Origin of the sequence: Paraburkholderia sp. GAS448, from assembly GCF_050435685.1 — a bacterium.
GTDB lineage: Bacteria > Pseudomonadota > Gammaproteobacteria > Burkholderiales > Burkholderiaceae > Paraburkholderia.
The window spans coordinates 95,645-121,429 of the sequence record NZ_JBNDKT010000002.1 but is presented as its reverse complement, the minus strand read 5'-3'; the positions used below and the strand labels follow the sequence as shown (position 1 = coordinate 121,429).

Annotated in this window: 26 protein-coding genes, 1 tRNA gene and 2 pseudogenes; 17 read left to right on the top strand and 12 right to left on the bottom strand. The window is 60.1% G+C overall.

Annotation, left to right across the window (positions count from 1 at the left end; genetic code table 11):
• Positions 1-4 precede the first annotated feature (4 nt).
• The gene (locus P3T23_RS04210) at positions 5-667 is read left to right on the top strand and encodes a HugZ family protein (protein WP_429314947.1); all 663 of its coding nucleotides are present in this window, start codon (positions 5-7) and stop codon (positions 665-667) included.
• Between the two features lie 125 nt (positions 668-792).
• Here P3T23_RS04210 and P3T23_RS04205 read toward each other — a convergent pair whose 3' ends face one another.
• Positions 793-1,035 carry a hypothetical protein gene (locus P3T23_RS04205; RefSeq protein WP_429314946.1) on the bottom strand — a complete coding sequence of 81 codons (243 nt, stop codon included), beginning with the start codon at positions 1,033-1,035 and terminating at the stop codon, positions 793-795.
• 23 nt (positions 1,036-1,058) lie between these two features.
• On the opposite strand from P3T23_RS04205, the gene P3T23_RS04200 reads away from it, so the two are divergent.
• Both P3T23_RS04200 and P3T23_RS04195 read left to right on the top strand, forming a co-directional pair.
• Positions 1,059-1,358, top strand: coding sequence for an H-NS family nucleoid-associated regulatory protein (locus P3T23_RS04200; protein ID WP_133661545.1), 300 nt, complete (start codon positions 1,059-1,061; stop codon positions 1,356-1,358).
• A gap of 267 nt (positions 1,359-1,625) precedes the next feature.
• Complete coding sequence (locus P3T23_RS04195; protein WP_429314945.1) at positions 1,626-2,870, top strand: cation diffusion facilitator family transporter; 1,245 nt, start codon at positions 1,626-1,628, stop codon at positions 2,868-2,870.
• Between the two features lie 67 nt (positions 2,871-2,937).
• Here the strand turns inward: P3T23_RS04195 and P3T23_RS04190 are convergent, their stop codons facing one another.
• From P3T23_RS04190 to P3T23_RS04180, 3 genes are all read right to left on the bottom strand, one after another.
• Complete coding sequence (locus P3T23_RS04190) at positions 2,938-3,396, bottom strand: Lrp/AsnC family transcriptional regulator (protein ID WP_429255023.1); 459 nt, start codon at positions 3,394-3,396, stop codon at positions 2,938-2,940.
• A gap of 96 nt (positions 3,397-3,492) precedes the next feature.
• The gene (locus tag P3T23_RS04185; protein ID WP_429314944.1) at positions 3,493-4,119 is read right to left on the bottom strand and encodes an exonuclease; all 627 of its coding nucleotides are present in this window, start codon (positions 4,117-4,119) and stop codon (positions 3,493-3,495) included.
• Complete coding sequence (locus P3T23_RS04180) at positions 4,116-4,760, bottom strand: MBL fold metallo-hydrolase (RefSeq protein WP_429314943.1); 645 nt, start codon at positions 4,758-4,760, stop codon at positions 4,116-4,118. Before P3T23_RS04180 ends, P3T23_RS04185 begins: the two co-directional genes overlap by 4 nt.
• Positions 4,761-5,387: 627 nt before the next feature.
• Here P3T23_RS04180 and P3T23_RS04175 point away from each other — a divergent pair.
• Positions 5,388-5,984 carry a septal ring lytic transglycosylase RlpA family protein gene (locus P3T23_RS04175; RefSeq protein ID WP_429314942.1) on the top strand — a complete coding sequence of 199 codons (597 nt, stop codon included), beginning with the start codon at positions 5,388-5,390 and terminating at the stop codon, positions 5,982-5,984.
• 111 nt (positions 5,985-6,095) lie between these two features.
• On the opposite strand, the gene rsmI is transcribed toward P3T23_RS04175, so the two are convergent.
• A complete protein-coding gene (gene rsmI, locus P3T23_RS04170; RefSeq protein ID WP_429314941.1) occupies positions 6,096-6,968 on the bottom strand; it encodes a 16S rRNA (cytidine(1402)-2'-O)-methyltransferase in 873 nt (290 codons plus the stop codon).
• On the opposite strand from rsmI, the gene P3T23_RS04165 reads away from it, so the two are divergent.
• From P3T23_RS04165 to P3T23_RS04145, 5 genes are all read left to right on the top strand, one after another.
• Positions 6,967-7,455, top strand: a complete 489-nt coding sequence (locus P3T23_RS04165; protein ID WP_429314940.1) for a YraN family protein — start codon at positions 6,967-6,969, stop codon at positions 7,453-7,455. The two genes, rsmI and P3T23_RS04165, sit on opposite strands and share 2 nt — an antisense overlap.
• Before the next feature lie 189 nt (positions 7,456-7,644).
• The gene (locus tag P3T23_RS04160; protein WP_429314939.1) at positions 7,645-8,232 is read left to right on the top strand and encodes a phosphoheptose isomerase; all 588 of its coding nucleotides are present in this window, start codon (positions 7,645-7,647) and stop codon (positions 8,230-8,232) included.
• A 20-nt stretch (positions 8,233-8,252) separates the two neighbouring features.
• Positions 8,253-9,050 carry a BON domain-containing protein gene (locus P3T23_RS04155; RefSeq protein WP_429314938.1) on the top strand — a complete coding sequence of 266 codons (798 nt, stop codon included), beginning with the start codon at positions 8,253-8,255 and terminating at the stop codon, positions 9,048-9,050.
• The gene (locus tag P3T23_RS04150; RefSeq protein WP_429314937.1) at positions 9,047-9,406 is read left to right on the top strand and encodes a c-type cytochrome; all 360 of its coding nucleotides are present in this window, start codon (positions 9,047-9,049) and stop codon (positions 9,404-9,406) included. The genes P3T23_RS04155 and P3T23_RS04150 overlap by 4 nt, the downstream gene beginning before the upstream one ends.
• Before the next feature lie 63 nt (positions 9,407-9,469).
• Positions 9,470-9,545 (top strand) — tRNA-Ala (locus P3T23_RS04145).
• A 164-nt stretch (positions 9,546-9,709) separates the two neighbouring features.
• On the opposite strand, the gene P3T23_RS04140 is transcribed toward P3T23_RS04145, so the two are convergent.
• Together P3T23_RS04140 and P3T23_RS04135 are read right to left on the bottom strand one after the other, a co-directional pair.
• On the bottom strand, positions 9,710-9,982 hold the full coding sequence (locus P3T23_RS04140) for an AbrB/MazE/SpoVT family DNA-binding domain-containing protein (RefSeq protein ID WP_429314936.1): 273 nt from the start codon (positions 9,980-9,982) through the stop codon (positions 9,710-9,712).
• A 23-nt stretch (positions 9,983-10,005) separates the two neighbouring features.
• A complete protein-coding gene (locus tag P3T23_RS04135) occupies positions 10,006-11,247 on the bottom strand; it encodes a tyrosine-type recombinase/integrase (RefSeq protein ID WP_429314935.1) in 1,242 nt (413 codons plus the stop codon).
• Positions 11,248-12,000: 753 nt separating this feature from the next.
• Between P3T23_RS04135 and P3T23_RS04130 the strand changes: the two genes are divergently transcribed.
• From P3T23_RS04130 to P3T23_RS04115, 4 genes are all read left to right on the top strand, one after another.
• On the top strand, positions 12,001-12,306 hold the full coding sequence (locus P3T23_RS04130) for a hypothetical protein (RefSeq protein WP_429314934.1): 306 nt from the start codon (positions 12,001-12,003) through the stop codon (positions 12,304-12,306).
• A gap of 244 nt (positions 12,307-12,550) precedes the next feature.
• Positions 12,551-13,309, top strand: a complete 759-nt coding sequence (locus P3T23_RS04125; RefSeq protein WP_429314933.1) for a hypothetical protein — start codon at positions 12,551-12,553, stop codon at positions 13,307-13,309.
• A gap of 150 nt (positions 13,310-13,459) precedes the next feature.
• Entirely contained in the window at positions 13,460-13,741 is a 282-nt protein-coding gene (locus tag P3T23_RS04120) for a helix-turn-helix domain-containing protein (RefSeq protein ID WP_429314932.1), read from the top strand.
• 197 nt (positions 13,742-13,938) lie between these two features.
• On the top strand, positions 13,939-15,048 hold the full coding sequence (locus P3T23_RS04115) for a DUF3987 domain-containing protein (protein WP_429314931.1): 1,110 nt from the start codon (positions 13,939-13,941) through the stop codon (positions 15,046-15,048).
• 416 nt (positions 15,049-15,464) lie between these two features.
• On the opposite strand, the pseudogene P3T23_RS04110 reads toward P3T23_RS04115, so the two are convergent.
• Positions 15,465-16,193 (bottom strand): annotated as a pseudogene (locus tag P3T23_RS04110) (ParA family protein); the annotation flags it as partial.
• Between the two features lie 1,133 nt (positions 16,194-17,326).
• Between P3T23_RS04110 and P3T23_RS04105 the strand changes: the two are divergent.
• The 4 genes from P3T23_RS04105 to P3T23_RS04090 all read left to right on the top strand — a co-directional run bounded on the left by P3T23_RS04105 (position 17,327) and on the right by P3T23_RS04090 (position 22,472).
• Complete coding sequence (locus P3T23_RS04105) at positions 17,327-19,843, top strand: hypothetical protein (protein WP_429314930.1); 2,517 nt, start codon at positions 17,327-17,329, stop codon at positions 19,841-19,843.
• A gap of 4 nt (positions 19,844-19,847) precedes the next feature.
• Positions 19,848-21,584, top strand: a complete 1,737-nt coding sequence (locus tag P3T23_RS04100; RefSeq protein WP_429314929.1) for a hypothetical protein — start codon at positions 19,848-19,850, stop codon at positions 21,582-21,584.
• A 208-nt stretch (positions 21,585-21,792) separates the two neighbouring features.
• Positions 21,793-21,984, top strand: coding sequence for a hypothetical protein (locus P3T23_RS04095; protein ID WP_429314928.1), 192 nt, complete (start codon positions 21,793-21,795; stop codon positions 21,982-21,984).
• The gene (locus P3T23_RS04090) at positions 21,981-22,472 is read left to right on the top strand and encodes a hypothetical protein (protein WP_429314927.1); all 492 of its coding nucleotides are present in this window, start codon (positions 21,981-21,983) and stop codon (positions 22,470-22,472) included. Before P3T23_RS04095 ends, P3T23_RS04090 begins: the two co-directional genes overlap by 4 nt.
• Before the next feature lie 504 nt (positions 22,473-22,976).
• Here P3T23_RS04090 and P3T23_RS04085 read toward each other — a convergent pair.
• From P3T23_RS04085 to P3T23_RS04070, 4 genes and pseudogenes are all read right to left on the bottom strand, one after another.
• A complete protein-coding gene (locus P3T23_RS04085) occupies positions 22,977-23,240 on the bottom strand; it encodes a hypothetical protein (protein ID WP_429314926.1) in 264 nt (87 codons plus the stop codon).
• Positions 23,241-23,913: 673 nt separating this feature from the next.
• The gene (locus tag P3T23_RS04080; protein ID WP_429314925.1) at positions 23,914-24,177 is read right to left on the bottom strand and encodes a hypothetical protein; all 264 of its coding nucleotides are present in this window, start codon (positions 24,175-24,177) and stop codon (positions 23,914-23,916) included.
• Between the two features lie 681 nt (positions 24,178-24,858).
• Positions 24,859-25,122 carry a hypothetical protein gene (locus tag P3T23_RS04075; protein WP_429314924.1) on the bottom strand — a complete coding sequence of 88 codons (264 nt, stop codon included), beginning with the start codon at positions 25,120-25,122 and terminating at the stop codon, positions 24,859-24,861.
• 420 nt (positions 25,123-25,542) lie between these two features.
• Positions 25,543-25,761, bottom strand: a pseudogene (locus P3T23_RS04070) (YXWGXW repeat-containing protein); the annotation flags it as partial.
• Between the last annotated feature and the right edge of the window lie 24 nt (positions 25,762-25,785).

Below are 25,785 nucleotides of genomic sequence, written 5' to 3'. Positions count from 1 at the left end.
CCGCTTGAAACTCCCCGCTCACGCTCCGCTGCATCTGTTGCATCAGGCTGCCGCCGGTACGCTTGCCACGCACTCGCGCCAGCCGGAGGGTTATCCGTATCCGTCGGTGCTGCCGTTCGCACCGGATGCACGGCATCGGCCCACCATCCTCGTCAGCCGGCTTGCCGAGCACACGCGCAATCTGCAGGCGGATCCGCGCTCCGGTTTTCTGATCGTGCATGCGCCGGATGGCGATGTGCTGAGCGGTCAGCGGGTCACGCTGCTGGGTTCGTTCGAACCGGTCGAGCCGGCGCTGGAAATCGCGCGGCGCTATCTGCGCTATCACCCGGATGCTGAACGCTATCTCATGCTCGGCGATTTCACTTTCTGGGTTCTTTCGCTGGAGCGCATGCGCTATATCGGTGGCTTTGGGGCGATGGGCTGGCTCGACGCGGATGAACTCGATCCCCTCGAACCGCTTTCCTTCGAAGAAGAAGGGGTGCTCACTGAATTCTTTGATCGGCATCCCCGGCGCGGCGGGGAGCTGGACCTGGCGGGCATCGACCGTTATGGAGCCGATCTGAAAATCGGCGGTCAGCGGGCGCGCTTCATCTTTGATGCGCCGAAAATGGATTCGTCATCCTTGCATGAGGCGCTGGCTGATTGCATCGAGCGTCACGCGGATTAACTCTGTTGCATCGGGAAAACACTGATTTGTGCCGCGATGTATCTCGATAGTAGCGCTCCACGCGTGGATGAAATGAGAAAACTCTCATGCCGTGAAATGTTTTTGTTAAAAAAACAGATTAATTTTCATGATTTGATAATTCTAACGAGATATTTATAAGAGTCGGTAAGGGTTTTTCGGAAAACGATGAATTCCCGCGAAATGAAAAGTGCTTGCCTGAGAAGGCGGTGCGCGAACTCTTTTGAAACGGGACATAATAATTTTTGGTTGCGGCTTTTCTCCAGTTTCGATTTTGTGTTAATCTCGCCAGCAAATTCCGAGGCATGAACATCTTCAAATGGCAAGCCGGCACTGAGACCAGCAGTCATTTAACCGAACCACAAGGGAACCTATGTCTTCCTACAAGGAACTACTCGCGCAGCGAGAGAAGCTGGAAAAGCAGATCGAAGAAGCAAAGTCGCGCGAATATGCGGAAGTGCTGAACGAAATCAAGCAGAAAATGGCCGACTACGGCATTACGCTTACCGAACTCGGTGGCGGCCGTGGCAAGGCTGCGAAGGCGGGTCGTCCGCGCGCTGGCGTGGCGCCGAAATATCGCGATCCGGACAGCGGCAGCACATGGTCCGGCCGTGGCAAACCGCCCCGCTGGATTGCGGGCAAGGATCGGGAAAAGTTTCTGATCTCGAAATAAAGAATATTCAGGGGTTGCCGTTTCGCCTGAGAACCGGAAAGCCGCAACCGCTGCAAAGAACCGCGCTACCACAAGGAGCGCGGTTTTTTATTATTCGCCGGACGGGCCAGGATTTCCCGACGAGCAGCGCGGTTTCCTGGAAAGTGGAATGCGAATGCTTCGTGTTTTTATAACAGGCTGATTTAAAAGGGAATTTTTCGAGGGCGACCGGCATTTCAACCTTCAGCCCGGTAGAATGACAGCATCGAATAACCCATTTGCCCTCGTATGTCTTTCGTTGCCGCCGAACCTTCCACAGAAAAACATCAAGTCGCGCGCCGGACCACGTGGGTCAGTATCGTGTTGAACGCGATATTGATGGCGCTGCAAGTCATCATCGGCGTGTTTGCGCACTCGCAGGCACTTGTCGCCGACGGGATCCATTCGCTTGCCGATCTCGTTTCCGATTTTGTCGTTCTATTTGCGAACCGTCACAGCGGGGCGAAGCCCGACGCCGATCACAATTACGGGCACAGTCGGTACGAAACGGTGGCCTCGCTATTCCTTGGTGGACTGCTGATCTCGGTTGGCGTCGGAATGTTGTGGCGCGCCGGTACGCGGCTCGCCAATCTCGGCGATATTCCTGCCGTCCATGTGAGTGCGCTCGCGGTGGCAGTGCTGGTGCTTGTCTCTAAAGAGGGCCTCTTTCGTTACATGCTGCGCGAAGCGCAGCGCGTGCGCTCCGCCATGCTGATTGCCAACGCGTGGCACGCGCGCTCGGACGCGGCTTCGTCGCTGGTGGTCGCGCTCGGGATCGTCGGCAGCCTGGCTGGCGTACGCCTGCTCGATCCGATTGCGGCAGCGATCGTCGGCTTCATGGTCGCGCGCATGGGATGGACCTTCGGCTGGGATGCGCTACAGGATCTGTCCGACCGCGCGCTGGACGAGACTTCAGCCGCCGACGTGCGTGCCCTCCTGATGGCAACTCCCGGCGTGCGCGACGTGCATGAACTGCGAACCCGCAAGACCGGCGACCTTGCGCTGATCGATGCGCATATCCTGGTCGATCCGATGATCTCGGTGTCGGAAGGGCATTACATTGCCGAGTCGGCAAGGGCGCGTGTTCTGACCGACAACCGCGTACTGGATGCGTTGATTCACGTGGATCCAGAGAACGACGCGTTGGCGCGACCTCCGGTCAATTTGCCGCCGCGCGAGCGGATTGTCGCGAATGTTGAGGCGGCACTTGCTGCCCACGGTGCAAAGCCGCTAGCGGTCAATCTGCATTATCTGAGCACCGGTCTCGACGTAGAGGTCACCCTGCAGCCGCCAACAGGCGATGTTCGGGAAACGGATGCGCAACTACTGGCGCGTCTCGATGTGGCCGGACTAAAGCGCGAACTGGGTGCGCGCCGGCTGAGCGTGGTCCGGGCGCTGGCGCCGCCAGGAGCGTCCGGCGCCGCCAGCGAGTCGGGTATCTCAGGCGCGTCGGGCGCGAGCCTGCCTGTACAGGAACGGCACGAGGCAGACTGAGCGTAGGGGGCGTCCGCGTGCCGGGCGGGTTTCGGTTGTTTCGGGCGGAGCGGTTACGCCAGGCGGACTAGAGCGGCAGTTGCGTATCGAACTTGATTTCGCGCAGCACGACGCTTGTGCGAACCTGCGCCACAGCGGGAATCTTGAAGATGCGATCGTGCAGGAACGTGTCGTAAGCCTTGATGTCCGGGGCGACGATCTTGAGGATGTAGTCGGATTCGCCGGTGGTGCTGTAGCACTCCGTCACCTCCGGACACGTCGCGATTTCCCGTTCGAACTGCTCGACCCCGCCTTCGGTGTGCCGTGTCAGATGGATATGCGCAAGCGCGCAGACGTGCAGCCCGAGCTTTTCGCGATCCAGCAAAGCCGTGTACCGCTGGATCACGCCGGACTGCTCCATGTCCTTGATGCGCCGCCAGCAGGGCGTGCTGGACAGGCCGACCTGGTCGGAGATCTCCTGCACGGAACGGCGTGCGTCGAGCTGCAAAAGGCGCAGGATTTTTTGAGAGAACGTATCGAGTGTCAACTGCGCCTCCGTTTGCTTCGCCAGGTTCCTGAAGCTGAATGGTAGAGGTCGCGAAAACGAAACGCAATGTAAAACGCTCCCGACGAGCGAGATTCCCTAATTTGCCGGTTCGCCGGCGGCTTTTTGTCCTGAGCCGTCCCCATCTTCGTCGATCACGCGCGCTTGTTGCGTGGTCCGCAATTCCGCCAGCATGTTGCAGAAGAGCGCGCCCTGCTCGATTGCGTCGTCGAGCGCGACGTGGGTGTGGGGGTGATCGTCGAACCAGTGCTTCGGAAGGCGCGGCTTGATGCACTTCCGGTACGGCAGGCCGGTCATGGCGAACGCGAGCGTCTTGATGTCGAGCGCGGACCAGGAAAACGGGCAGCGGCCGGTAAAGCGCATCATGTACCAGAACATGAAGGTGAAATCGAAGCCGGCCGGCATCGCAACGAACACCGGCTTGCCGGGCAGCGCCTCGACCCATTCGACGTAGGTATTGAGCGCCGCGTCGGGTTTCTGAAGGTCCTTGCGGCAGGCGGCCCACGCATCGGGTTGCGTTTGCCACCACGCGGCCTGTACCGGATGCGGCGCAGCGCCGTCCAGCAATTCGAGATTGGCGGAGAACGTGGCGACGAGCTTTTTGTCAGCGGTGTAAGCCGCCGACGCGAAGCTGAGCATCGAGTGCGGGCCCGGAATCGGGCCGTCCGCTTCGACGTCAGTGCTCACATAGATTTCATCGGTCATGCGCCGGCTCCGTCTGCGACGTAAGGGTTCGTGCGCCGCTCGGCGCCGAAGGTCGACGTTGGCCCGTGGCCGGGCACGAAGGTCACATCGTCGCCGAGGGGCCAGAGCTTTTCGCGGATCGCGCGGACCAGGTCGCCGTGATTGCCCCGTGGGAAATCGGTACGTCCGATCGAGCCGGCAAACAGCACATCGCCGACCAGCGCAAGCCGATGCGCGCGGCTAAAGAAGATCACGTGGCCGGGCGTGTGGCCGGGGCAATGGTAGACCTCGAGCATCTCGTGGCCGAACTGGACCGATTCGCCATCCTGGAGCCACCGGTCCGGCTCGAAAGCCTCCGCGGCCGGAAAGCCAAAGCGCGCGCTTTGCGCCGGCAGCTGATCGATCCAGAAGCGCTCGTCTTCATGCGGGCCCTCGATCTGCACGCCGTAGTGCGCGGCGAGTGTCTTCGCGCCAGCGCAATGGTCGATGTGACCGTGCGTGAGCAGCACCTTCTCGACGGTCACGTTCTGGCGCGCAACCTCAGCCTGGATCACGTCGAGGTCACCGCCGGGGTCGACGATCGCGGCGCGCCCGCTCGACTCGCAGACGAGCAGCGAACTGTTCTGCTGGAACGGGGTAACAGGGATGAGAGTGACTTTCATGAGGACGACGCAACGCTGCAAAAGTCCTGATTGTACCGGCCGCCGTCGCCCGCCGCCCATGTGCCGAATGGCGGATAGGTAATGCTCATTTTTGCATCAATAGTGAAAATGAATCAAGGTTTTGGGTCGCTCGCCATCCCGAAAAACTGTTTTGGGTATAATGGCCTCATCGTGCACGGAAATCGTGCTGTCAACAGGCGATGTGTCACCCTTTTTTGGGGTGGCTGAATTGATCGCCATCAAGTAAGTGCCGTCGGTGTTCGACGGCAGATCACGCATCGACTGCGGTCGATGCGCACGTCTTGTCCAGCCAGGCGCAACGCGTCTGCAACGGCCTTGCTGCCGTGCTGCTGGATGGGGCCTACGCCGCTGTTCCTGCGTCCTGTGTTCGGGGCGCAAGAATGTGATTGCCACGTTCGATGGCGGCTTGTGGGGTCTGGTCAGGCTGCCGGGGACAGGTTGCGCCAGACGTGAAAACTAACCGTGCGGTAGCGGCAGAGTGTGTCGCATCCGGGCTTTCGAAGCTCTGCGCATAGCGCAGCGTTTTGCTTTGCCTTGGCCGCCGGAGTCGCATGCAATCCGTAGCCACTGGCTGCGAGATGCGGCTCGACAACGAAAAAACGTCTTATGAATGTTCGACTAACTCGACGTATCGGGAGTCTTTTTGCCTTTTTAGTGCTGACAGGGTGCGCGATGCCCCCTGGCCCGGCCGAACAGACCGGCGGCGCGTCGCTGCCCACAAAGGGTGCACGTCTGGTGGGCACCGGTGCGCCTCAGGCGTACGGCGCGGGTACGGGCACGTCGGGCGACGCGAACGGCACGTTGCTTGCCAACGCCGAACCGCTCTCCGACAAGGGCCCCGACGTTTCCGATTTCCAACAGACGGGCCGCGCTTCCTGGTACGGCCGGTTCTTCCATGGCCGCCGCACTGCGAACGGCGAACGCTACGACATGCACGCCCTCACGGCGGCACACAAGACGCTGCCGCTCGGCTCGTACGTCCGCGTAACGAATCCTGACACTTCGCGCTCGGTTGTCGTGCGGATCAACGACCGTGGCCCGTACGTCCGCAGTCGCGTGATCGACCTGTCGTATGCGGCCGCCAAGGCCATTGGCATGCAGCATCTCGGCACGGCGCGCGTGAAAATCGAAGGGCTTTCGCAGCAGGAAGCGAAGACCGAAATCAACGAGACGCTGGCGTCGAATTCGAACTCAGATAAGTAAGGGAAGACCGGCGGCGCGTTGTCTGCCGGATGCATTGATAGCCGATGGCGAGATCTAAACGATCCGTCCGCCAACCGGTTGTGACTGGGGAAGGGCCGCTGCGTGCGGCCCTTAGTCTTTTCTGAGCGCGAGAGCGCGCGTGTAAAGCGCGTTGCGCGATGCACCCGTGATAGCCGCGGCCACCTTCGCTGCACTGCTCACCGACATTTCCTCCATCAGGATGCCAAGCAGCGCATCGTGATCCGTTTCGCCCGCCGTCTCAGGTCTGGCGCCTTCCACTACCAGCACAAATTCGCCGCGCTGACGGTTGGGATCGGCCTCGAGCCACGTTGGCCCTTCGGCCAGGGTGCACCGGTGCAGCGCCTCGTGTAACTTCGTCAACTCGCGTGCAATCAGCAGCCTGCGTTCGCCACCCAATGCGTCGGCGAGGGCCCGCACGGTTTCTATGATGCGATGCGGTGCTTCATAGAACACCATCGCGTGCGGGTGAGCGGCGAGTTGCTGAAGCGTGGCCGCTCGTTGCCTGGCTTTCGAAGGCAGGAAGCCAAGAAACGAAAACGTCTCGACCCAGTCGCCGGCGGCGCTCAGTGCGGTTGCGAGCGCGCTCGGCCCGGGCAGCGGAATGACAGGCAGGCCAGCGTCGCGCACGGCGTCGACGAGTTTCGCGCCAGGATCCGAAATGCCGGGCGTGCCTGCGTCAGAGACATACGCCACGCGTTCGCCCGCCTGCAGATGCTCGATTACACGCTGCGCGGCTGCCCGCTCGTTATGCTGATGCACAGCCACAAGCGGCTTCGAGATGCCATAACGCGCGAGCAGTTGTCCTGTGTTGCGCGTGTCTTCGGCGGCGATCCGGTCCACCAGTCCGAGCACGTGCAATGCGCGCACCGTGATGTCGGCGACGTTGCCGATCGGCGTCGCCACTACATACAGCGCGGCCGCGGGATATTGCTGCCCTTGCGCGAGTTCGAAGAGAGGAGTCATGAGGCAGAAGACGCAGACAGACAGAACAAGGCCGACATTGTGCCACGCAGCGGTCCGCGCACCGGAGCCGGCGCGCGGCACATCGGTCGCCACTGCCAGTGGCCCAGCTCCTGACAACTTTTCGGGATACGGCAGGTCCAATGACGTCGGAGCGGCGTTCGAGGCGCGTGCGCTGGAGTTCCTGCGGCGTCAACGTCTGCGCTTCGTCGCTCGCAATGTGTTGTGCCGGGGCGGCGAACTCGATCTCGTGATGCGCGAGCGCGACGGCACGCTGGTCTTCGTCGAGGTGCGTGCCCGCAGTCGGCGTGGCTACGGTGGTGCGGCGTCGAGTATCGGCTGGCAGAAGCGCCGGAAGATCGTGCATGCCGCACAGCACTACCTGATGACGCGAACAGCGGGTACGGCCGCGTGCCGCTTCGACGTCGTCGCGTTCGAAGCGGGCAGGCTCGTATGGCTGCGCGACGCGTTTCGTGCCGATGAAGTGTGAACGTACGTTCCGGACGCTCGCGTGAGTACGCTAAACTTGCGGACGCGTGCTGGCCGTTACGGGGTCGTGCGACGCCGGACACGCAACGGGGCTGCCTGCACGTCCGAAGCCCTTTAGGTCGTTACACACACGCCGCGTGCGCTGCGGCCTCGTCGCAGTACCAACCTTGCGGCACAAGATAGAGACTCGATGTCAGTCGAACGCATTCAACAGCACTTCCGCGACAGTGCGGCAGTCAAACTCGAAGCACTTGAAACCCTGTCGATGCCGATCGCCGCAGCGGTCGACACGATGTTCGCCGCGCTTGCCAATGGCAATCGCATTCTCGCGTGCGGTAACGGCGGTTCGGCAGCGGACGCGCAACACTTCGCGGCCGAACTGATTGGCCGCTTTGAGCGTGAGCGCCCTGGTCTGCCGGCGATTGCGCTGAGCACCGATTCGTCGGTTCTCACCGCAATTGCCAACGACTATTCGTTTGAGCAGATTTTTTCGAAGCAGGTGCGTGCGCTCGGCCAGCCCGGCGACGTGTTGCTCGCGATCACTACGTCGGGTAATTCGGCGAACGTGCTGGCCGCGATCGAAGACGCGCATGAACGCGAGATGATCGTCGTCGCGCTGACCGGCAAGGGCGGCGGACGGATGAACGAAGTGCTGACAGATACCGATATTCAAATCTGCGTACCTTCCGATCGTACGGCGCGCATTCAGGAAGTGCATTTGCTAACCATCCATTGCCTGTGCGACGGCATCGATGCCATGTTGCTGGGTGAAGACTAATTTCGAAGGGGAACAGGTTGATGAGCGCAAACCGCGTCAAGAACACGCTTGCGAGGACCACGCTGGTGGTTGGCCTGGCTGCCGGACTGGCGGCGACATTGCAGGGTTGCGTGCTGGCCCTGGCGGGCGCAGCGGGCGGCGGCGCGATGGTCGCGACCGACCGGCGCACGCTTGGCGCGCAGACCGAAGATCGGGAAATCCAGGTCAAGGCGTTGTCGCAGATCAACGATAACGTGCCAGACGCATCGCACGTCAACGTCGCGGTATTCAACCGGCGCGTCCTCATCACCGGTGAAGTGCCGAGCGACACGTACAAGCAGAAGGCCGAGGCGGTCGTGCGCAATATCAACAACGTGAACGCGATCGTCAACGAACTGGCCGTGGCGCCGGCAAGTTCGTTCTCGTCGCGCACCAACGATACGTATCTTGAAGGCCGGGTCAAATCGGCACTGATCGCGGAGAAGGGCATCTCGGCGAACAACTTCAAGGTGGTCAGCGAACGCAGCAATATCTATCTGATGGGGCTTGTGACCGTCGACGAAGGCAATCGCGGCTCCGATGTCGCGAGCCGTGTGATGGGGGTCGCGCAGGTGGTGAAGGTGTTCCAGTACATTCAGCCACAGGAAGCCGCGGCGGCGAACGCTGCGGCAGCTTCGTCGGCGAGTGCGCCGGGCGCCTCGCAGCCGCCATCTGAAGAAGCCACGACCGGCGCGGTGCCGGATTCGTCGGTGAGTTCGCATCCGCTCGAGACGCAGGCGCCCGCGCCGGTCACGAATTCTAATTCCGTGCAGCCGGGCAATCCGAAGGCGAGCCAATGAAGGGGGTGGTTCGTTTGAAGCGCGGCGTGCCGGCCGCGTGTATCGGATTGGGGCTGTACGTCGCGGCATCGACGGCCGCTTTTGCTGCCGATGCTCCGCGCGGGATGACCATCGCCCGCAGCAACGCGTGCATGGGATGCCACGCGGTCGACCGCAAGCTCGTCGGGCCATCGTTCCAGCAGATCGCCGGCAAGTACAAGGGCGATCCGCAGGCGCCGGGAAAACTGTCGAAGAAGGTGAAGGACGGCGGCTCAGGCGTCTGGGGCGCGATTCCGATGCCGTCGCACCCGGCAATGAGCGATGCGGATATCCGCACGGTGGTGGACTGGGTGCTCGCCGGCGCGCCGTTGAAGTGACTTCTGGCGGCGTAGCTGAGCGTCGCAAAAGAAAAAAACCTTGTGCTAGAATCGACGCGTCGTGGGGCGGTAGCTCAGCTGGGAGAGCGTCGCGTTCGCAATGCGAAGGTCGTGAGTTCGATCCTCATCCGCTCCACCAGTGAAATCAAAGGGTTACAGGTGTTTTTCCTGTAACCCTTTTCTGTTTCTGCGGTCCGTGTAACCGCCATGTAACCGGATTTGGTACACGCCAATCCATATAGATCGCTCTGCCGGGCGAGCTGTGGGACCGCTTACGGTTCGCGCGGGTCAGATGCGCTGTTGTCACGCTTGTTGTCGTTGTCCGGCAATGCAAGGCCGGCTTCGGCTATCGCCTCGTTGATTTGCCGAATGCTCAATCGAGCGCCGTTTGTCCTGCTCTTCAGGATGCCCCGCAGATCCCGGAAGGAGCTCTTCGTGCGTGCGGGCCCGCAACTCGGCGCGGCCATTCGGCAGCAGATGCAGCTCCACCTTCCCGCCGGGCTCGATGCCCAGGCGCTGCAATACCTCTTTCGTAAGCGTCACGCGGCCCCGCGCGGTGACAGTTAGCGTGCTCATGGCATCGCCTCCACCAATTGCCGTCACATGGTGACGCAAAAATTCGCCCGCCTCGAACGTTTCTCGGCCGCTTCGGCCCTATATCCACCCACTTTAAGCCGATCCAGGTAATCTGCCCAAGCCTGCATCATCGCGATCCGATCCTCGATAAAGCGGGTGCGGTTGTAGGCGTTACCAAGCGCACCGGGTACGCGGTGGGCCAGTTGGTGCTCGATGACGTCGGCAGCGAAGCGGAGACGCTCATGCAGAATCGTGCGCGCCATTGCGCGAAAACCATGGCCGGTGATTTCCGTTTTCGTGTCGTAACCGAGTCGTTGAAGCGCGGCATTGATCGCCGCACCGCTCATCGGCTTTTTGCGATCGCGGCCCGGGAAAACGTAGCGCCATTGGCAGGTGAGCGCCTGCAATTCTCTCAGCATCTGGACTGCCTGGGTAGCAAGCGGCACCAGATGCTCAGTCTTCGTCTTGGAAACGGTATAGCGCCATTGGCCCTGCTCGAGGTCAATCTCCGCCCATTGGGCCAGCCTCAGCTCGCCGGGCCGCACGAACAACAACGGCGCTAACCGCAGGGCAGCGCGTACGACAAGCGTGCCCGAAAAGCCATCAAAGGCGCGGAGCATCTCACCGACCTTTACGGGATCCGTGATCGACGCGAAATGAGTATGCCGATTCGGTCGCAGCGCGCCGCGTAGGTCGGCGCTGACATCGCGGGTCGCACGCCCGGTCGCAACGGCGTAGCGGAAGACCTGACCGCAGTTCTGATGGAGCCGATGCGCGGTATCGTGAGCCCCTCGCGACTCGGCCCGACGTAGCACTTCGAATACTTCCGGCGGAGTGATGTCCGCAATGGGCCGCGAGCCAAGCCACGGGAACAAGTCCTTCGTCAGGCGCCCCATGATCTTCTCGGAATGGCTTGCCGCCCAACCTGGAGCCTGTCTGTCGAACCACTCCAGCGCGACCGCCTCGAAGGTCGTCGCCGCGTTCAGCCGGGCCAAGCGCTTCTTTTCTTTCTTAGCCTGTCCTGGATCAACACCGTCTGCCAACATCGCACGCGCCTCGTCGCGCTTGCGGCGAGCATGGGCGAGTGTGACGTCAGGGTAGACGCCAAGCGCCAGCCGCTTCTCGCGGTCGAGGAAACGGTATTTGAGGCGCCAGTACTTTCCCCCGGTGGGTGCGATCTCGAGATACATTCCGCGACCGTCCGAAATCCGATACGTCTTCGTTCGTGGTGTAGCCCGGCGAACTTCCAGATCGGTGAGCGGCATGGGCACCTCCCCTGGCGTAGCGGGCACGGATTTTCGGCGATGCGAGAAAGCGGCCCGACGCCCCTAAAGCTGAATCCGAGAGCCCCGGCTGTCAACGAAGTTCACAGATAGGGGGCCCAGTAAGCTCTATGCTGCGCGAGGGGTTGCGGATTTTTTCGAGCTACGTGGACGTTGCGATGGCAGGGCTCTTCTCCCGCTACAGCGACGCGACGTCACGTCCGGCGAGGCTTGGGATGAGTACGTCGACAGCCGCAAACTGTTCTGGAGCGAGCGCCATTACCACGATCACCCGCAGCATGCCGCCCCAAAAAGCATGGCAAGGGCATGACCCGGCCCGGCGCTCTGGCCGAACTGCGCCCGCTGAAGCTCTCGGACGTGACGAGTGGGCGAATTGCTGAGTGTGTAGATCGCTTGTGGCTCGCTTGCTGATCCGCGTGCGCACACGCAGCAGTTCTTCGCCCCTGAATGTACCTTGCTCGTAGGCTTCCAGCAGGCCGCTCTGGATGTCCTCGCTCGACGTCCGCGAGATTTCGACGACGACCAGATCGGCACGACGCTTTTTTCGACCGCAGTGGACATACGGACGTAGGCAGCAGCACGTTCCCTGCCGCCGGCATCTACCGCACGATTTGTCCGCACCCGTCGGATCACCGCATTCCCCGCTTCTCTGGAGACCGTTGCTCTTCAAGTTCCGCGCGCCCCGTCGCCATTCACATTGAGGTCGGAAACAATATACTTTCGGGGGGCGGAAAGATGTTGCGGGAAACACCCAAAGAGTTGCCGGGCGAGCTGAAAAGGATCAATGACAGCGAATACGCGTTTGCTATCGCGGTTACACTGAAACAGGAAGTGGGGGATTCGAGACACGCTGCGAAGAAGCTGGCGCGCATGACCGGGGCAAGCGAGAGAACCGTTCAGAATTGGCTGTCGGCAGTGAGAGGCCCGAGCGGATTACATCTGATCCGACTCGCGCAAAATTTGGCGGCAGTCCGCGCGGCGATGATGCGGCTTACAAGCGAGGATGCCCACCATGCCGAGGTTGCCAATGCCGTCGTATAGATGCTGTATGTGGCAATCTCGCTATTAGTACATCAGGAATAGTTTGAACATGAAGCTCATGAAAACACCACAGCGAGAGAGAGGCGCGGAGTCGAATGTTCCTCCTCGGTGCGTCAAGTTGTACGAGGCGATAGATGCAATAGCTAGGCGATGCATTATCCCAGATCAGTTGACGACAGCTATCGAAGCATATGTTTCCTCTTTCCGTCCATGTCGGGAAAGCGAGAATCAAAGCGATCACCTCATGAACATCCCGCTTGATTTCTTGGAGAGTTTTCTGAAAGAAACGGGTTGTCGATGGCGAGCTGCATCGACCTTACACTTTCATTTGCTTGAGGCGGGCAGCAAAGCGCCGAAGTGGCGTAACTGGTTAGCCACTGGCATGGCCGTACGTTTAGATGCGGAAGACCAGCATCGGGCAATGATGGTTGTCGAACGGATCGCATGCGATGACGAAGGTTTTTTACTGGCGCATCTTGAAGGACGGTTGGAGCCAAATCTTAAAGAGCCTGCTGGTATGCCGCCGCTGTTCGATCCAGCAGAGGCTCAATGGGTCAAGCATCTGGGGTTCGAGCGCAACGAGCTCTTCGCTTTTCTGAATCGCGAAGGCATCGCGCACGATTTGCTTCGTTTGCCAGAGGACTCATTGCACCCCGTCACTGCTGGGACGGATTTGCAATCTGACGGTGACCCCGGGCCCAAAGTCAGGCGGATAAAGCAGCGTCGTGACCTGCTGGAGCCCGCCATCGACCAGGCCATCACGGATGCAAACGGCAGCATGGAAACGGCAGATGTGTGGCTACGGCTCAAGCAACTCGCACTCGATGAGTTTCCGCCATTTACAACCACCATCTCGAAAAATGGTGGCCTTGAATACAACGACCATGATTCGTCAGGTCGTCCCTGTATCAATTCGATCAGCAAAGACGCGCTTGGTGCCCGGCTACGCCGGCGCAAGGACGGAGCTACATCTAGAAAAAGAGCTGGTGGCGACGTCGCCTAACGTCGCTAACAGTCGCTAAGCGACATCGGCGCGATTTTCTGCGCAAGGGCAAATATCTTCCGTATCCAGGTCATCGCCGATCCAGCTAGATCGACATGAGTGACCCGACGTCCAGCGAACCGTCTCTCGTTCGCGACCTGGAGAAGGAAAATGAATCTCTTCAATCCGGTAATGGGGGCTGATCGCCCTCGCGCCCTCCCCGTCGATCACACGGCCGTAGTCTTCCCGTCGCCGCCGGCTAACCCGCCGGCGTTCCTGTCCATGCCGAATTGGACTGTTGACGAAACCGCCGACTATCTGCGCTGCCAAGCACAGACTATCCGCAAAGCGATTTCGCAGAAAGGCGACTTTCACGGCCTAAAGCCGCACCGCTTCGGTCGCCGCTGGTACTTCCGCGCTTCCGACGTCCGTTCGATGCTGGAGGCGGCATGAATCGTTATATGCACGGCTTCCATCTGCCCGACGTCAACCGTTTCCCGAGTGACGCTCTCGAAACCAAGATGCGCTCGCTCTACGATGCACAGCATTCGGTTGTCCGCATCCCGTCCAATGTTGCCGGTCCGGTCGTACTGCATGCTGGTATTGCATACGCGAACCCGGTCGCGAGCATGATCTCGCCGAATGGCCACATGGGTGTGTTCGGCATCAACACGATGGTGAGCGGCAATTCCGGTTGCGGTAAGACCGAGGTAAAGAATGCGGCATTCGCGCGGATGCTTCAGTTCCAGCGTGACCAGCTCGAAAAGCCCGAGAGTGATGATCGAATCGAAACGCATGTGGTGCACAACGCGACTATGCCGGTCATCATCAAGTGCATGGCGAAATACTCGATCGCAAATGAAATCGACGATGAATTTTCGTCGGCGCAAACGGGCTCCATGACTCGCTACGCAAACGTCCGTAATCAACTGTACGACGGTCAGACCTTCTCCGTTGAGCGTACGACGACGGGTCGCCATGTCCTGCACGAACCGCGCTTCATGAGCTTGGTGCTGACGCAACCGCACGTTCGTCAGCAAGTCGACGAAAAGTACGGTACCCGTATGCGTACTGTGGGTCTCGCCACGCGCACCCAGTTCGCTGAGTATGCCGGCGATCCGGTGGACCTCAATCTCGTGCCGATCGATACGAGCCAGTGGGATGACCAAGCGAACCACCTGCTCTACGTGTGGTGGGAAATCATACACGGTCGCATGTCGCGCGCGTCGGTTCGTTTCTCGCCGAAAGCGACATTCGGCCTGAAGGTCATCCGTGAAGAATACCGAGTCCGGGGGCTGCCTGGCGGTGATTTGCAGTATCTGCCGGAACACGCTGCGCGCCAGCCGGAGAACATCCAGCGCATGGCCGCTGGCATGCACGTATTCGAGCAGTTGCCAGGTGATATCTCGGATGAAACCGTGGAGCGTGCTGCCGCCATCGGCCGCTGGTACACGGAGCAATATAAATTGCGATTTCTGCCGAAGCCGGAAACCCCGCAGGTACCGCGCGAGCACGAGGATGCGACGTACCTGGAAGGAGTTCTGTTCGATGCGGCACGCCGTACTGGCGAAGGCATGGTCAAGCTGAAGGATCTGCTGAGTTTCGCGCCGAACTTTGGAATGACCAAGGCTGCTGTGCAACGTGCCCTGATCGTGCTTTGCTCGAACGACCGTACGCGCATCGTTAAAAGCCAGGGCAAGCCGGACTGGGTTGCGCTGAACCCGACGTACTTCCCGGTCAATCGCTGGGCTGGCAACTGATCGTACCGCGAAGTCAATCCGACGTCATTGTTGTGCTGGCGAAAAGATATTTCTGTATATGCCAGTGAGGCCTTGATCCGGCAATTTCTGCGTAATCTGGTCGCCCAATTGAATACGGAGTCATACTCGGCGTAGGTTTGACGGAGGTCGAATACGGTCGATTCATAGAATTCGTCCCTGCCCTGGTGAGGCCTTGCAGGGCCTTCGATTACTTTCAGCCTGCTACCAAACATATCTTGTACCAGCGCGCGATTTCGCAGTTCTGTTTCGTCGGGCCTGTCGCTAACATTGGACAACAGCACCGTCTCAAGTTTGAACGGGCGCGTTTTCCGCGCCTGCTTCAGTGCTGACCTGCCAACGGGGTAAAACAATGGCGAAAATGAACTCGCGCTCAAGCGGTGGAGATTTTCCGGAACGAGGGAGATGACGTAGGCGTCGGCAGCCACCAGCGCATTCAGATTCAGGTAAGTCAGCCCCGGTGCCGTGCCCACGATAATGTAGTCGTACCGCTTTCGAAGGGTTGCCAAACCCTCACGCAGAAGAGTTGCATAGCCAGAAGAACCGGGCACCTCCATCCGTATCCTCGCGAGTCGCCACTCAGCACACTGGAGTCCCGGGTGCGCTGGAATGACGTGGAGCCTATCCCAGTAGGTCTTCCCGCGAATCACGCAGGCAAGCCCACCGTCCATCGCAGGGTCGTCAATGAAGCGCGATACAGTGTCCTTTGCGTCGATGAGTTCCGGATACAGTCCGCACATTTCGGTGAGCGACTGCTCTGGGTCGAGGTCCACAACGAGGACTTCGCGACCGAGCAGGGTCAGGCCTTGGGCAAGACACATCGCGGTGGTGGTTTGCGACGCGTCGCCTCGATGCCTGGACACCGCAAGTACATTTCCGAGAGGTCCACTAGTATGCGCAGCCCGATGGGTCCGGCGCTTTTGGTAATCGGCAGATAGCTGTTGGACCCAGTCGCCGACCTCCTTCACGGTGAATACCCGGTGGCCCTCCGGCTCAGCGATGGTGCCGGAGGGATATTCTCTGTCGGGATGTTTGGCCAGGTAATGGACCCGGCGTAGGTTAAGCTCATCGACCTTTGCTATCCCGGATAGGTCCGCGATGTCCGAGCACGTGAAGCTGGGCGCCATTTTTCTCGGCTCGCGGATTCTGAGGTTCCTGCGGAGTTCGGGGATGAGCGCCGTGGCTTCTCGTGTCATTTTGATGATATCGGCTAGCGCGACGGCTCTGTTTGATGGCAGCAGGGTGCTCCGCGGCATAGTACGAATCCTCCTTTTACATATAAGCGGGCAAAACCGCTTTCCCGCTAAATCCAGTGGAAGATAGCCCGTCATCCGGAGTGTGTACATGCTTTGGTCGCGTGTTTTAGTTTTCGACAGCCATGCGAAAATCGTCGCAAAACTGGACAATCATCCGCATTCCGTCGGCGCGACGGGTGGCCGTGAGAAATGAAGCCACCAGGGTGACGTCACATGCCGCAGTCCTGCGCGAGCCGAGACGTGGGCGACCAATCATTCCCTCTCGGCGACTTGCGGCATCTCGATAAGATTCGCAAAGAGGAGCACAATTGTCGAAACTCGCGAGCGACAATTCCTCCAGGGCGGAACGAAAGCGCGGCTACTGCGACGCGTCGCTTTTGAAACGGACCCAGACCGGTGGACGTGCGCATCCTGTTCTTCACGACACAGGTGCACCGCCCCGCATATAACGGTACTTCGCTGTCGTCGCAATCGTTCAGGAAGCGATGGATTTCTGGAGGTTGTGTTCCGTCGTGTTCCTTACCCTCAACCCGGAGGACGGGTATTTGAACGAAAGCGCGTTTGGGGCGATGTGTACGATGTCCGTCGAATACGCAGCAAACAGACCGGAAGTTCCTAATTCGAATACGTACCAGTTTTTCTCCTCTGCCAGTTGCCGGCCATGGGGGCTGGTGCAAGTTTTCGGCGCGACCAGCGGGAATGAATCACCCGGCAAAAGGTGCCTAACCACCAAATGCAGAGGGTAACGGGAGTCGTGTTCTCACTAGGAGCACAGCCCGGTCGCGTGGCGGGTCGAGCCGCTGGACGAAGAGGACGACCGGAGTCGTGACGATGATGGCGCAATTGGGTGGGTCTTGACGAATTCGGTCGGCGTCAGCCACGACCGTAGGTAGCCTGTTTGCGTTACATTACGAGTGGCTATGCGAGAAGCTGCTATTTAAGTAAACGTGGACTGCTTCCGACAGAGGAGCCGCCCGGGGACCGGGGTTATGCAGAAGACATTGTTGTCGCTTATCCATGAGGCGAAGCCTCGCCGCGCGCTTTTCACCACTTACACCTTCAGCATTTCCTGGTTCGAGACATTCGTCCTGCCAGCCCTGCGCAATTGCGGGTGCGAACAGATAGACGTGCTGGTCGACGCGCGCGAGGCGTGCAAGTCGACGGAGGAGGCCACGTGCCTCCATGCGGGCAACGCCTACCGGGTCATCCCCGTCAACATGGAAGGCTCCGCGGTCTTCCACCCGAAGCTCGTGTACATGGAGGACGGGCAGCACGACCACCTGATGGTGTCGAGCGCGAACCTCACGCTTTCGGGGCACGGCAAGAATCTGGAGGTGGTCGACGCGGTGTCGTCGTATCGCGAGCCCGCCGTCTTCGGCGAGTTCGCGGGGTTCGTCGAGGCGCTTCTCGGCAAGTACGAGTTCGCGCCGGAGAATGCGGCGATTCTGCGCGCCTATGAGCGCCGCGCGCGGGCACTGCATACGGCCGCCGGCGATATCGACGAGTACGCGCGCACCACCTGGCTAGTCCACACGCTGAACCAGCCGGCCGCCGACCAGTTTGCAGTGCTCGCAGACAGGCTGAAGCGGCCCGAGACGCTGACGGTGCTGTCTCCCTATCACTCGCCGTCCGGCGAGCCCGTACAGAACCTCGCTGCCGCCGTCCGTGCGTTCAACATCCGGGTGGGCATCAGCCGCGTCACGGCGCATGCGCCGTTCGAAGAGTCGTTGACCTGCTTCGTCGAGCCCGTCGAATACGTCGTCGCTGAGACGGAGGATAGCTACCGATTCCCGCATGCAAAGTGCTTCGAGCTGCAGGCCGGAGACGGCGTGCTGGTCATGACGGGTTCGGTCAACGCGACTTCGCAGAGCCTCGAGAGCACGACCAACGTCGAATTGGCGCTCGTGCGTCGCCTCGCCGAAACGCCTTTTACATGGACAGCCATCGAACCGAAAGCATACGTGCCGTGCGACTTCAGGTCGATGTCGCTCACCGCGCGCCATCCCGCTGTGCAGGCGACGTGGCGTGCGTCGCAGCACATCGTGGGGACGGTCACACCTGCGCCCGGCGAGATGCAGGTCACCTTGGCCATCTGGGAGGCGGAGCAGTGCCTCAAGACCGTCCCCAACGTTCGGCTGGCTGGACGGGGCGCGTTCGACGTCAGGGTGACCGACGACCTTGAGAGTACGCGCGCTTTGCGCGTGGTGCTGACGGGCGGGGAGTTCAGTGCGTCCGGGTGGCTGAACGTCGAACTGCAGCTCACGGCAACGGATGCAGAACGCAAGCTCCTTCGAGCGGCGAACCGCATGCGTGCCGGCGAATTCAACATCGCCGACATGGGCGCGATTTTCACGTGGGTGCAGACGCTTGGCATGAAGCAGCCGCAGTCCACGCCGGAAGGGCGCACCAGGGGGGGCGCGCATGATGACGATTCAGGCATTCCTCGCCAGTCCCTGAGCTACGAGGAGTGGCGGCGCGGATTCGAAGACCTCACGCCACTGGGCGCTTCGGCCTCGGTGACTCGGGTGTCGCTCGAGGCTGCGTTGCGCTGGGTGAATTCTGACCTGACGGGCGAGCTGCCGATTGGCGATGCATCCTCCGGCGACGCGCGGAAAGAAAGCAAGCCGAAAGACGCCGCTGCTGGGGGCACGCCGCGGCTGAAGTTGCTCATGAGCGACCGGGCCGAGTACGACGACGACGACGATGCGGATTCCGACCAGGCGCGCGTGGAAGAAGCGGGCAATGCGCTGTTCCAGAAGTTCGTCGCAAGCCTGCCGCGCGCGCTTGAGCTGGATGCCCAGTCGGCCATCGTGCCGATGATTGTGGAACTGGCAGGCTGCGCGGTGCTCAAGCGCGCGCTGGCGCACAATCAGCCGCGCAAGGCTGACCCGAATGTGCCGTGGGAGCTGCTCGTCATCGACGGCTGGCTCGCGCGCTACTCGAAGTTCGACTACAGCACGCAAAACCGCGAGAAGCTGCTGCCATTTTTCTGCGCAATGGCGTGCTGTGCCGCCCATTACCACCAGGATTCGTCGCTTCAGGCCGTCAAGGAAGCCCTGGAGCGGGTCGCGCGCCGTGCTGTGCCAGCGGACGAAATCGAGGAACTGGCGCGCATGGCACTCCATTCCCGGTGGTTCGAGCGGGTGCCGTCGGCGGACCATGAGAATGTCGCGACGAGCGGTCAGGTCATCGCTATGTGTCTGACGCTCACGAAGCAGCTCGAGGACCTCATCGAGATTGTGGTCAACAAGCCCGCCGAAAAGCCGTATATCCCCCGCGAGTTCGAGAGCGTATTTCGCGCGGTTCGGCAGCACAGGACCTCACGGGACAAAGTATTCGGCAACCTGCAGGCAAAGTCGACGGCGTGCCCGTGCTGCTATGTCGCCATCAAGCCGAGTGAGCTGAATGACATCGTTTCGCGCCGCGCGGCGCTGTGCACCAACTGCCAGCGCGCGCTGTTTTCGGGGCTGGACAAGGCTGAACTGGCAAAGAAAGGCCTCGCAGGCCGATACAAGGGGTAACTCGATGCTCACCGCGCCGCATTACACACAATTGGTGGACGACACGGACGCTGCCGACCCGCTCGGCACGGGTGCGCTCATCGAAGCCTTTTACCGCAGCGTGTTTCCCGGCATCAACAATGTGGTCGAGTTCGTGCGCATCTATTCGGCCATCTGCTGGATGATTCGCCGCATTGAAGACACGGCCAGGTCGACACCGAATCCGGATATCCCGGCGCTGTCGAAAGCCGGTCTGGAAAAAATCCAGCTGCTTCTCACCTGGTACAACAGGATGAAGGATGTCCGGGGACTCGCCGGCAGGAACCGACGCTTTCCGGCTGACAACAGTCGGGTGACCCTGAGCTTTGAAAAGATTCCGAGCGAGCGAGTCGCCAAGCTGCTTGAGGCGGACCCTACGGCCGAGGTCGCGGACCCGGGCGCGCACTATCTGACGCCGGTACAGTACCGTCCGAGTCTCGAGGGTGGTCTGGCTTTCATCAGGGGAAGCCGTGCCGAGCGTGGCACGTACATCCTGACCGATGCCGGGGAGAAGCTCGCAGACGCATACGATACGGCCATCGCCGGGTCGAAATGGTACGACTGGCTCGCCAATCTCAACAAGGTGACGACGTGCCGCGACGAGGTCGCGGAGATGGGCGACCTCCTGGACGTGCGCACGCCGTCGCAGCAGGAACGGCAGGTGTTTGCGAGAGCCTATTACCCGGAGGTGAGCGAGGACATCACGGGCGCAAAGGTGCAGTACCGGTGTAACGGCATCGCGCTGGTGCTGCGAGCGCTGGAAGCGGAACAGAGCAGCCCGAGCGAGCCCGGGCTACAGCGAGGCATCGAAGTCGACGCGATTCGGTACACGATGGCGCGCGGCGCGACGCTTCAAGGCGTGCCAGTGAATCTCGAAGGCCTCGACGAGGTTCACGGCTGGTGGATGAACGTGCAGCTGAAGGAACTGTCCCGGCTGGCCCTCGACAGCCTCTCGCGCAACGTCGCGAGCTGGATTCATGACGCCGTGGTGGATGAGCGCCCGCGCCGCGACATCGTGGCGTGTGCCGAAGGCCTTGGCGAGCGCATGGAGCGCTCGCTGCCCGAAGAGCACCGGACGCGTGCGAGCAGCTACGTTGCGCATCTCGACAAGCTGCGAGGCACCGCAAAGACTTTTTACGAGGCGGGGCTCAAGGTGCCTGAATTGCGCGTCGAGGAGGTGCTCGGCCGACTGCTGAGGGTGTGCAATTTCGGCCAGCGCACGCCACAGGAAGACGAAGCTCTGGTCGAGGCCTACAAGGCGCTTGTGTACTGCGCGGTGGAGGCTCGACAGCTTTTGTCCAATCCGTATGTCCTGCAGACTGTACCGCCCGTCGACCGGCTGTCGTTCGAGGCGCTGCGGGGCGTGCTCGAACGCTTCGAGGATGAGCGGCCGGCCGCGTTTCTCGCGCACATCGTCCAGTTCTATGTCGTGCTTCTGCATTTCACGGTCGCACGCGACCGGACCATTCAGGCGCGCGACGGGCGCAACCGGTTCGTCTTCACTATCGGCGAGAACGGCCTGGAGCGGGTCACTGCGAAGGGTGCTATCCCGGAGGTAGACCTGGGGCTTGCCCGGTTCCGGCTGCGCCAGGCGCTGTTACTGCTCGCGCAATGCGAATTCGTAGAGACCACTGACGAGGGCAAAACCTTTGGGCTCACGGGCGGCGGACGGAAGCGTCTCGAGCGTGGTATTCCTGATTTCGGGTTGGCGGTTGCAGCATAACGACCCACGAATCGGACTTTTGCTAGCGTCGATTGTGTCGACTGAGGACTGCAGCGTGTGCGGTCCATGAAAGACGGCGCTAGGAGAAATGTCCCAGTGGTGGAAGGGCTGCTTTTGGCGGGTAAGGACGTTCGAATCCCAGACTGGCCGCCGAGAACTGCCCGCTGCGACACGCGGGTTTCAGCGGTCGGCTATCGACTGGACGTCGATGCGTATCAGCGTCGACGTTATCGGGCGGCGCGATGACTGGATGGAGGCCATCTTGATACGTATCAAGACGGCTGGCCCGTCTGGCACACGAAAACTGCACGCCATTGCACCCAAACTTCACGCGGCCGACTATCGGGGGGCGTTGGTACGTATCAATGCCGATGTCGTCGATGACGAACCTGTGCAGTGACGACCATTCATTTAACAGAGCTGAACATGCGCGTATTTGTAGACACCGAATTCACTCACTTGCAACACCGAGAGCTGATTAGCATCGCACTTGTTGCCGAAAATGGTGCCGAGTTCTACGGCGAATCGAGTGAGTTCGACCAGTCCCGCTGCAGCGACTTTGTGCGGGAAGTCGTGATGCCGCAACTCGGTACGCCGGCGGGGCGGTCCATGCCATATCTGGAGCTGCGGCGAGAGGTGCAAGAGTGGCTGGGACGCTTCTCCCGTCAAGACCGTCCCGTTGTCTGCTATGACTTCGAAGGCGACCTGCAATTGCTGGAAAGCTTGATTGGGGGCGGACTTCCTCTGGGGTGGCGGCACGAGAACATCTGGACTAAGCTAAGCTCAGCTCGACTAGACGAGTATTTTTCCGAGCATGGCCATCAGCATCACGCCCTGTGGGACGCTCGCGCTATGCGTGTAAGCATGCACCCGAAAGCAGTCAACTGATGATTCTGTTCGAATCCCGATGGTCCGGCGACGCGGTCGCTTTCGCAGCGTTGAGGTGTTGGGGGCAGCGAACGGGGCACGCTAGAAAGCCATCGTAGAAAAGTCGGCGTATCTGATTTGCGTTTTTACAACAGTTCAGTAGCCCTCCGCACTAGGAAATTCAAAGGGTTACAGGTGATTTGCCTCTAACCCGCGTCGTGTAGCCCTCGCCACACCCCGTTTTTTCGCTTTTCACCCATCTCACCTAAAGTTTCGCCTGGTCCGAAAATTCCAGGGCAGATCACCACGATCATCGACATTGTCGAGTCCCAAGCCCGAAAGACTGCTCAACCGTACCCTCGTACACGCCAAAAGAGCGCGTGCGATAAAAAAGCCCGTCCTTGAGAAGGACGGGCTTTGACGAGTACCTGACATACTCATGAGGAAAACTGACGTTTGTGGGAACCACTGCAACGGAACCCATCCCCCCGTAACGCGTTCTCCTTCGGAAATGATTGACGAAAGTTAAATCTGCTTCGCCAGAACCTGGCCGCCGAGGTTATTGATCGAATTGGAAACGGTGGTCAGATCGAGGTACGTCTTCGTCGATGCATCGACCTGGGTCACGGGCGCCGTAATGACGTTGGGGCTGGCGAATGAGAAGCCGCCGCCATTGGCAATAGCGTTGACGCCATTGTTCTGGAATACGCTGCCGCCGCTGACGGCGGTCATTTCCTTGCGGCTAAGTTCTTTGTCGAGGGACAGGTCTTTGATCATCAGCGAGGTCATGATAAATCTCCTTGATTTGCTTCGGTTCAGGTTGGGAAGAGCACGATTTGTTTGCGCTCGCAGGTACATATGCACGGGGTGTGCCAGACGCGACCCAGTGGCCCGATAAATGACGTAAGAGACTGAAAACAAGGGAGATTAATTTCGCCGGCGCTCTCGGAATCAGGTTTCAGGCTGCGTCGGGAAAAAATGAAGTCTTGTTTGAGCAAACACATTGCTGGGCAACTGTTTGCGTTGATCGAACAGGGCCGTACCAACCGGTCGTCGCGGCGGCAGGATTGAGCGCCGCCGATGTGAATAAGGCTGTGACGTGGCTCGCAGACGTATTGCCCTGACCGATGCCATGCGTGCAGAAGCGTTTCAGAAGATGGCAGAAGGAGCTTTCGTCGCGCCTCTCGCCCGTTGTCCGACAGATTCCCACCAGGCACGAGCATCCGACAACACACACGTCGTTGACAGAATATGGTCATCCCACCATCGTCACGCGGTTGCACAACCCCGGTTCGGCTTCGAACACGCCGAAAAGCGTGCAATAAGAAAAGCCCGTCCCTGCGAGGGACGGGCCTGGACGAGCACCTGACATGCCCATGAGGAGAACTGACGTTGATGGGAACCGTCGCAACGGAACCCATACCCCTGTGACGCCTTCTCCTTCGGAAATGATTGACGAAGCTTAAAACTGCTTCGCCAGAACCTGGCCGCCGAGGTTATTGATCGAATTGTTAAGCGTGGTCAGATCGACGTACGTCTTTGTCGATGCGTCGACCTGGGTGACGGGCGCCGTAATGACATTCGGGCTGGCGAACGAGAAGCCGGCGCCATTGGCAATAGCGTTGACGCCGTTGTTCTGGAATACGCTGCCGCCGCTTACTGCGGTCATTTCCTTGCGGCTAAGTTCTTTGTCGAGGGACAGGTCTTTGATCATCAGCGAGGTCATGATAAATCTCCGTGATTTGCTTGGGTTCGGGAAGAGCACGATTTGTTTGCGCTCGCAGCTACATATGCACGGGGCGTGCCAGGCGCGACCCAGTGGCCTCATGGGTGACGTAACAGACTGAAAACAAAGGAAATTAATTTCGCTGGAACTCTTTGAGTGAGGTTTCAGGACGCGCTTTGAAAAATGAAGTCATGTTTCAGCAAACACATTGCAGAGCACCTGTTAGCTCTGACCGAACAGAACTCGTGCTCTTCAGTCGTCGTGCCATAAGACTTGAGCGCGGCCGATGCGAGTAAGGCTGTGACATGGCAAGCGGGCGTTTTGCCCTGACCGAAGCCGAGCGTGCATACGCGCTTCAGAAAACGGGTGGGAGGGGCCAGGCGAACATTATCGGCATGCGTCAGGCCGAATGCAGAACGTCGCAGATGTGCGCGGGCGAGAGTGGGATTTGCGATGAGAGACCACGGTCATGCCACCATCGTCACGTGGTTGCACGGCTCCGTTTCGGTCCCGCACACACCGAAAAGCGTGCAATAAGAAATAAGAAAAGCCCGCCCCTGCGAGGGACGGGCCTGGACGAGCACCTGACATGCCCGTGAGGAGAACTTACGTTGATGGGAACCGCTGCAACGGAACCCATACCCCTGTGACGCGTTCTCCTTCGGAAAGTATTGACGAAGCTTAAAACTGCTTCGCCAGAACCTGGCCGCCGAGATTATTGATCGTATTGGAAACGTTGGTCAGATCGACGTACGTCTTTGTCGATGCATCGACCTGGGTGACGGGCGCCGTAATGACGTTGGGGCTGGCGAACGAGAAGCCGCCGCCATTGGCGATAGCGTTGACGCCGTTGTTCTGGAACACGCTGCCGCCGCTTACTGCGGTCATTTCCTTGCGGCTAAGTTCTTTGTCGAGGGACAGGTCTTTGATCATCAGCGAGGTCATGATAAATCTCCTTGATTTGCTTCGGTTCGGGTTGGGAAGAGCACGATTTGTTTGCGCTCGCAGCTACATATGCACGGGGCGTGCCAGTCTCGCCCCAGCGCTCTGGATGATGACGTAACAGTCTGAAAGCAAAGGAAATTAATTTCGCCGTCGCTCGTTGAATGAGGTTTTAGGCCGCGCTTTGAAAAATGAAGTCCCATTTCAGCAAACACATTGCAGAGCACCTGTTAGCTCTGACCGAACAGAGCTGTGCTCTTCAAGGTTGTTGCCGCAAGCGGCAACAACCTGCTCGCTCCTGCGGCGCTGATTTCATCAACCGACGCCTCTAGGCTGGGCGGCTCTGCGGACCCGGCTCTGAGCCTGGTTTGCAGCTCGCACGACGTTCCGCTGTCTCCCCGGGCAATGCGCTAAGGCGCGTCGCCAGTCTGGCGCCCAGTGCCCGCGAATCCACGCCCAATGATTGCCTTCCCAGCGGTAGTGTCCTTTGACCCAGTGATAGCCGGGGGCGGGCGCGACCGGCACGACTTCGACAACGGGCTCCGGTTGAGGCGGTCGCGCGGGCTCAACTACGCACGCGCTCAGCGACCCCGCACACAAACTCCAAAGAAAGACAGTGCTGAAAGCACCTCTGATTTTCATTGCCACTCCCGTTGATGTTTTATG

Bases quoted from the DNA above. Each gene is read 5' to 3' on its own strand.
- P3T23_RS04205 (WP_429314946.1), bottom strand. From the start codon at position 1,035: ATGACTGCTGGTCTCAGTGCCGGCTTGCCATTTGAAGATGTTCATGCC.
- P3T23_RS04200 (WP_133661545.1), top strand. From the start codon at position 1,059: ATGTCTTCCTACAAGGAACTACTCGCGCAGCGAGAGAAGCTGGAAAAG.
- P3T23_RS04195 (WP_429314945.1), top strand. From the start codon at position 1,626: ATGTCTTTCGTTGCCGCCGAACCTTCCACAGAAAAACATCAAGTCGCG.
- P3T23_RS04185 (WP_429314944.1), bottom strand. From the start codon at position 4,119: ATGACCGATGAAATCTATGTGAGCACTGACGTCGAAGCGGACGGCCCG.
- P3T23_RS04180 (WP_429314943.1), bottom strand. From the start codon at position 4,760: ATGAAAGTCACTCTCATCCCTGTTACCCCGTTCCAGCAGAACAGTTCG.
- P3T23_RS04175 (WP_429314942.1), top strand. From the start codon at position 5,388: ATGAATGTTCGACTAACTCGACGTATCGGGAGTCTTTTTGCCTTTTTA.
- P3T23_RS04165 (WP_429314940.1), top strand. From the start codon at position 6,967: ATGAGGCAGAAGACGCAGACAGACAGAACAAGGCCGACATTGTGCCAC.
- rsmI (WP_429314941.1), bottom strand. From the start codon at position 6,968: ATGACTCCTCTCTTCGAACTCGCGCAAGGGCAGCAATATCCCGCGGCC.
- P3T23_RS04160 (WP_429314939.1), top strand. From the start codon at position 7,645: ATGTCAGTCGAACGCATTCAACAGCACTTCCGCGACAGTGCGGCAGTC.
- P3T23_RS04155 (WP_429314938.1), top strand. From the start codon at position 8,253: ATGAGCGCAAACCGCGTCAAGAACACGCTTGCGAGGACCACGCTGGTG.
- P3T23_RS04150 (WP_429314937.1), top strand. From the start codon at position 9,047: ATGAAGGGGGTGGTTCGTTTGAAGCGCGGCGTGCCGGCCGCGTGTATC.
- P3T23_RS04140 (WP_429314936.1), bottom strand. From the start codon at position 9,982: ATGAGCACGCTAACTGTCACCGCGCGGGGCCGCGTGACGCTTACGAAA.
- P3T23_RS04135 (WP_429314935.1), bottom strand. From the start codon at position 11,247: ATGCCGCTCACCGATCTGGAAGTTCGCCGGGCTACACCACGAACGAAG.
- P3T23_RS04130 (WP_429314934.1), top strand. From the start codon at position 12,001: ATGTTGCGGGAAACACCCAAAGAGTTGCCGGGCGAGCTGAAAAGGATC.
- P3T23_RS04125 (WP_429314933.1), top strand. From the start codon at position 12,551: ATGAACATCCCGCTTGATTTCTTGGAGAGTTTTCTGAAAGAAACGGGT.
- P3T23_RS04120 (WP_429314932.1), top strand. From the start codon at position 13,460: ATGAATCTCTTCAATCCGGTAATGGGGGCTGATCGCCCTCGCGCCCTC.
- P3T23_RS04115 (WP_429314931.1), top strand. From the start codon at position 13,939: ATGGGTGTGTTCGGCATCAACACGATGGTGAGCGGCAATTCCGGTTGC.
- P3T23_RS04100 (WP_429314929.1), top strand. From the start codon at position 19,848: ATGCTCACCGCGCCGCATTACACACAATTGGTGGACGACACGGACGCT.
- P3T23_RS04095 (WP_429314928.1), top strand. From the start codon at position 21,793: ATGCGTATCAGCGTCGACGTTATCGGGCGGCGCGATGACTGGATGGAG.
- P3T23_RS04085 (WP_429314926.1), bottom strand. From the start codon at position 23,240: ATGACCTCGCTGATGATCAAAGACCTGTCCCTCGACAAAGAACTTAGC.
- P3T23_RS04080 (WP_429314925.1), bottom strand. From the start codon at position 24,177: ATGACCTCGCTGATGATCAAAGACCTGTCCCTCGACAAAGAACTTAGC.
- P3T23_RS04075 (WP_429314924.1), bottom strand. From the start codon at position 25,122: ATGACCTCGCTGATGATCAAAGACCTGTCCCTCGACAAAGAACTTAGC.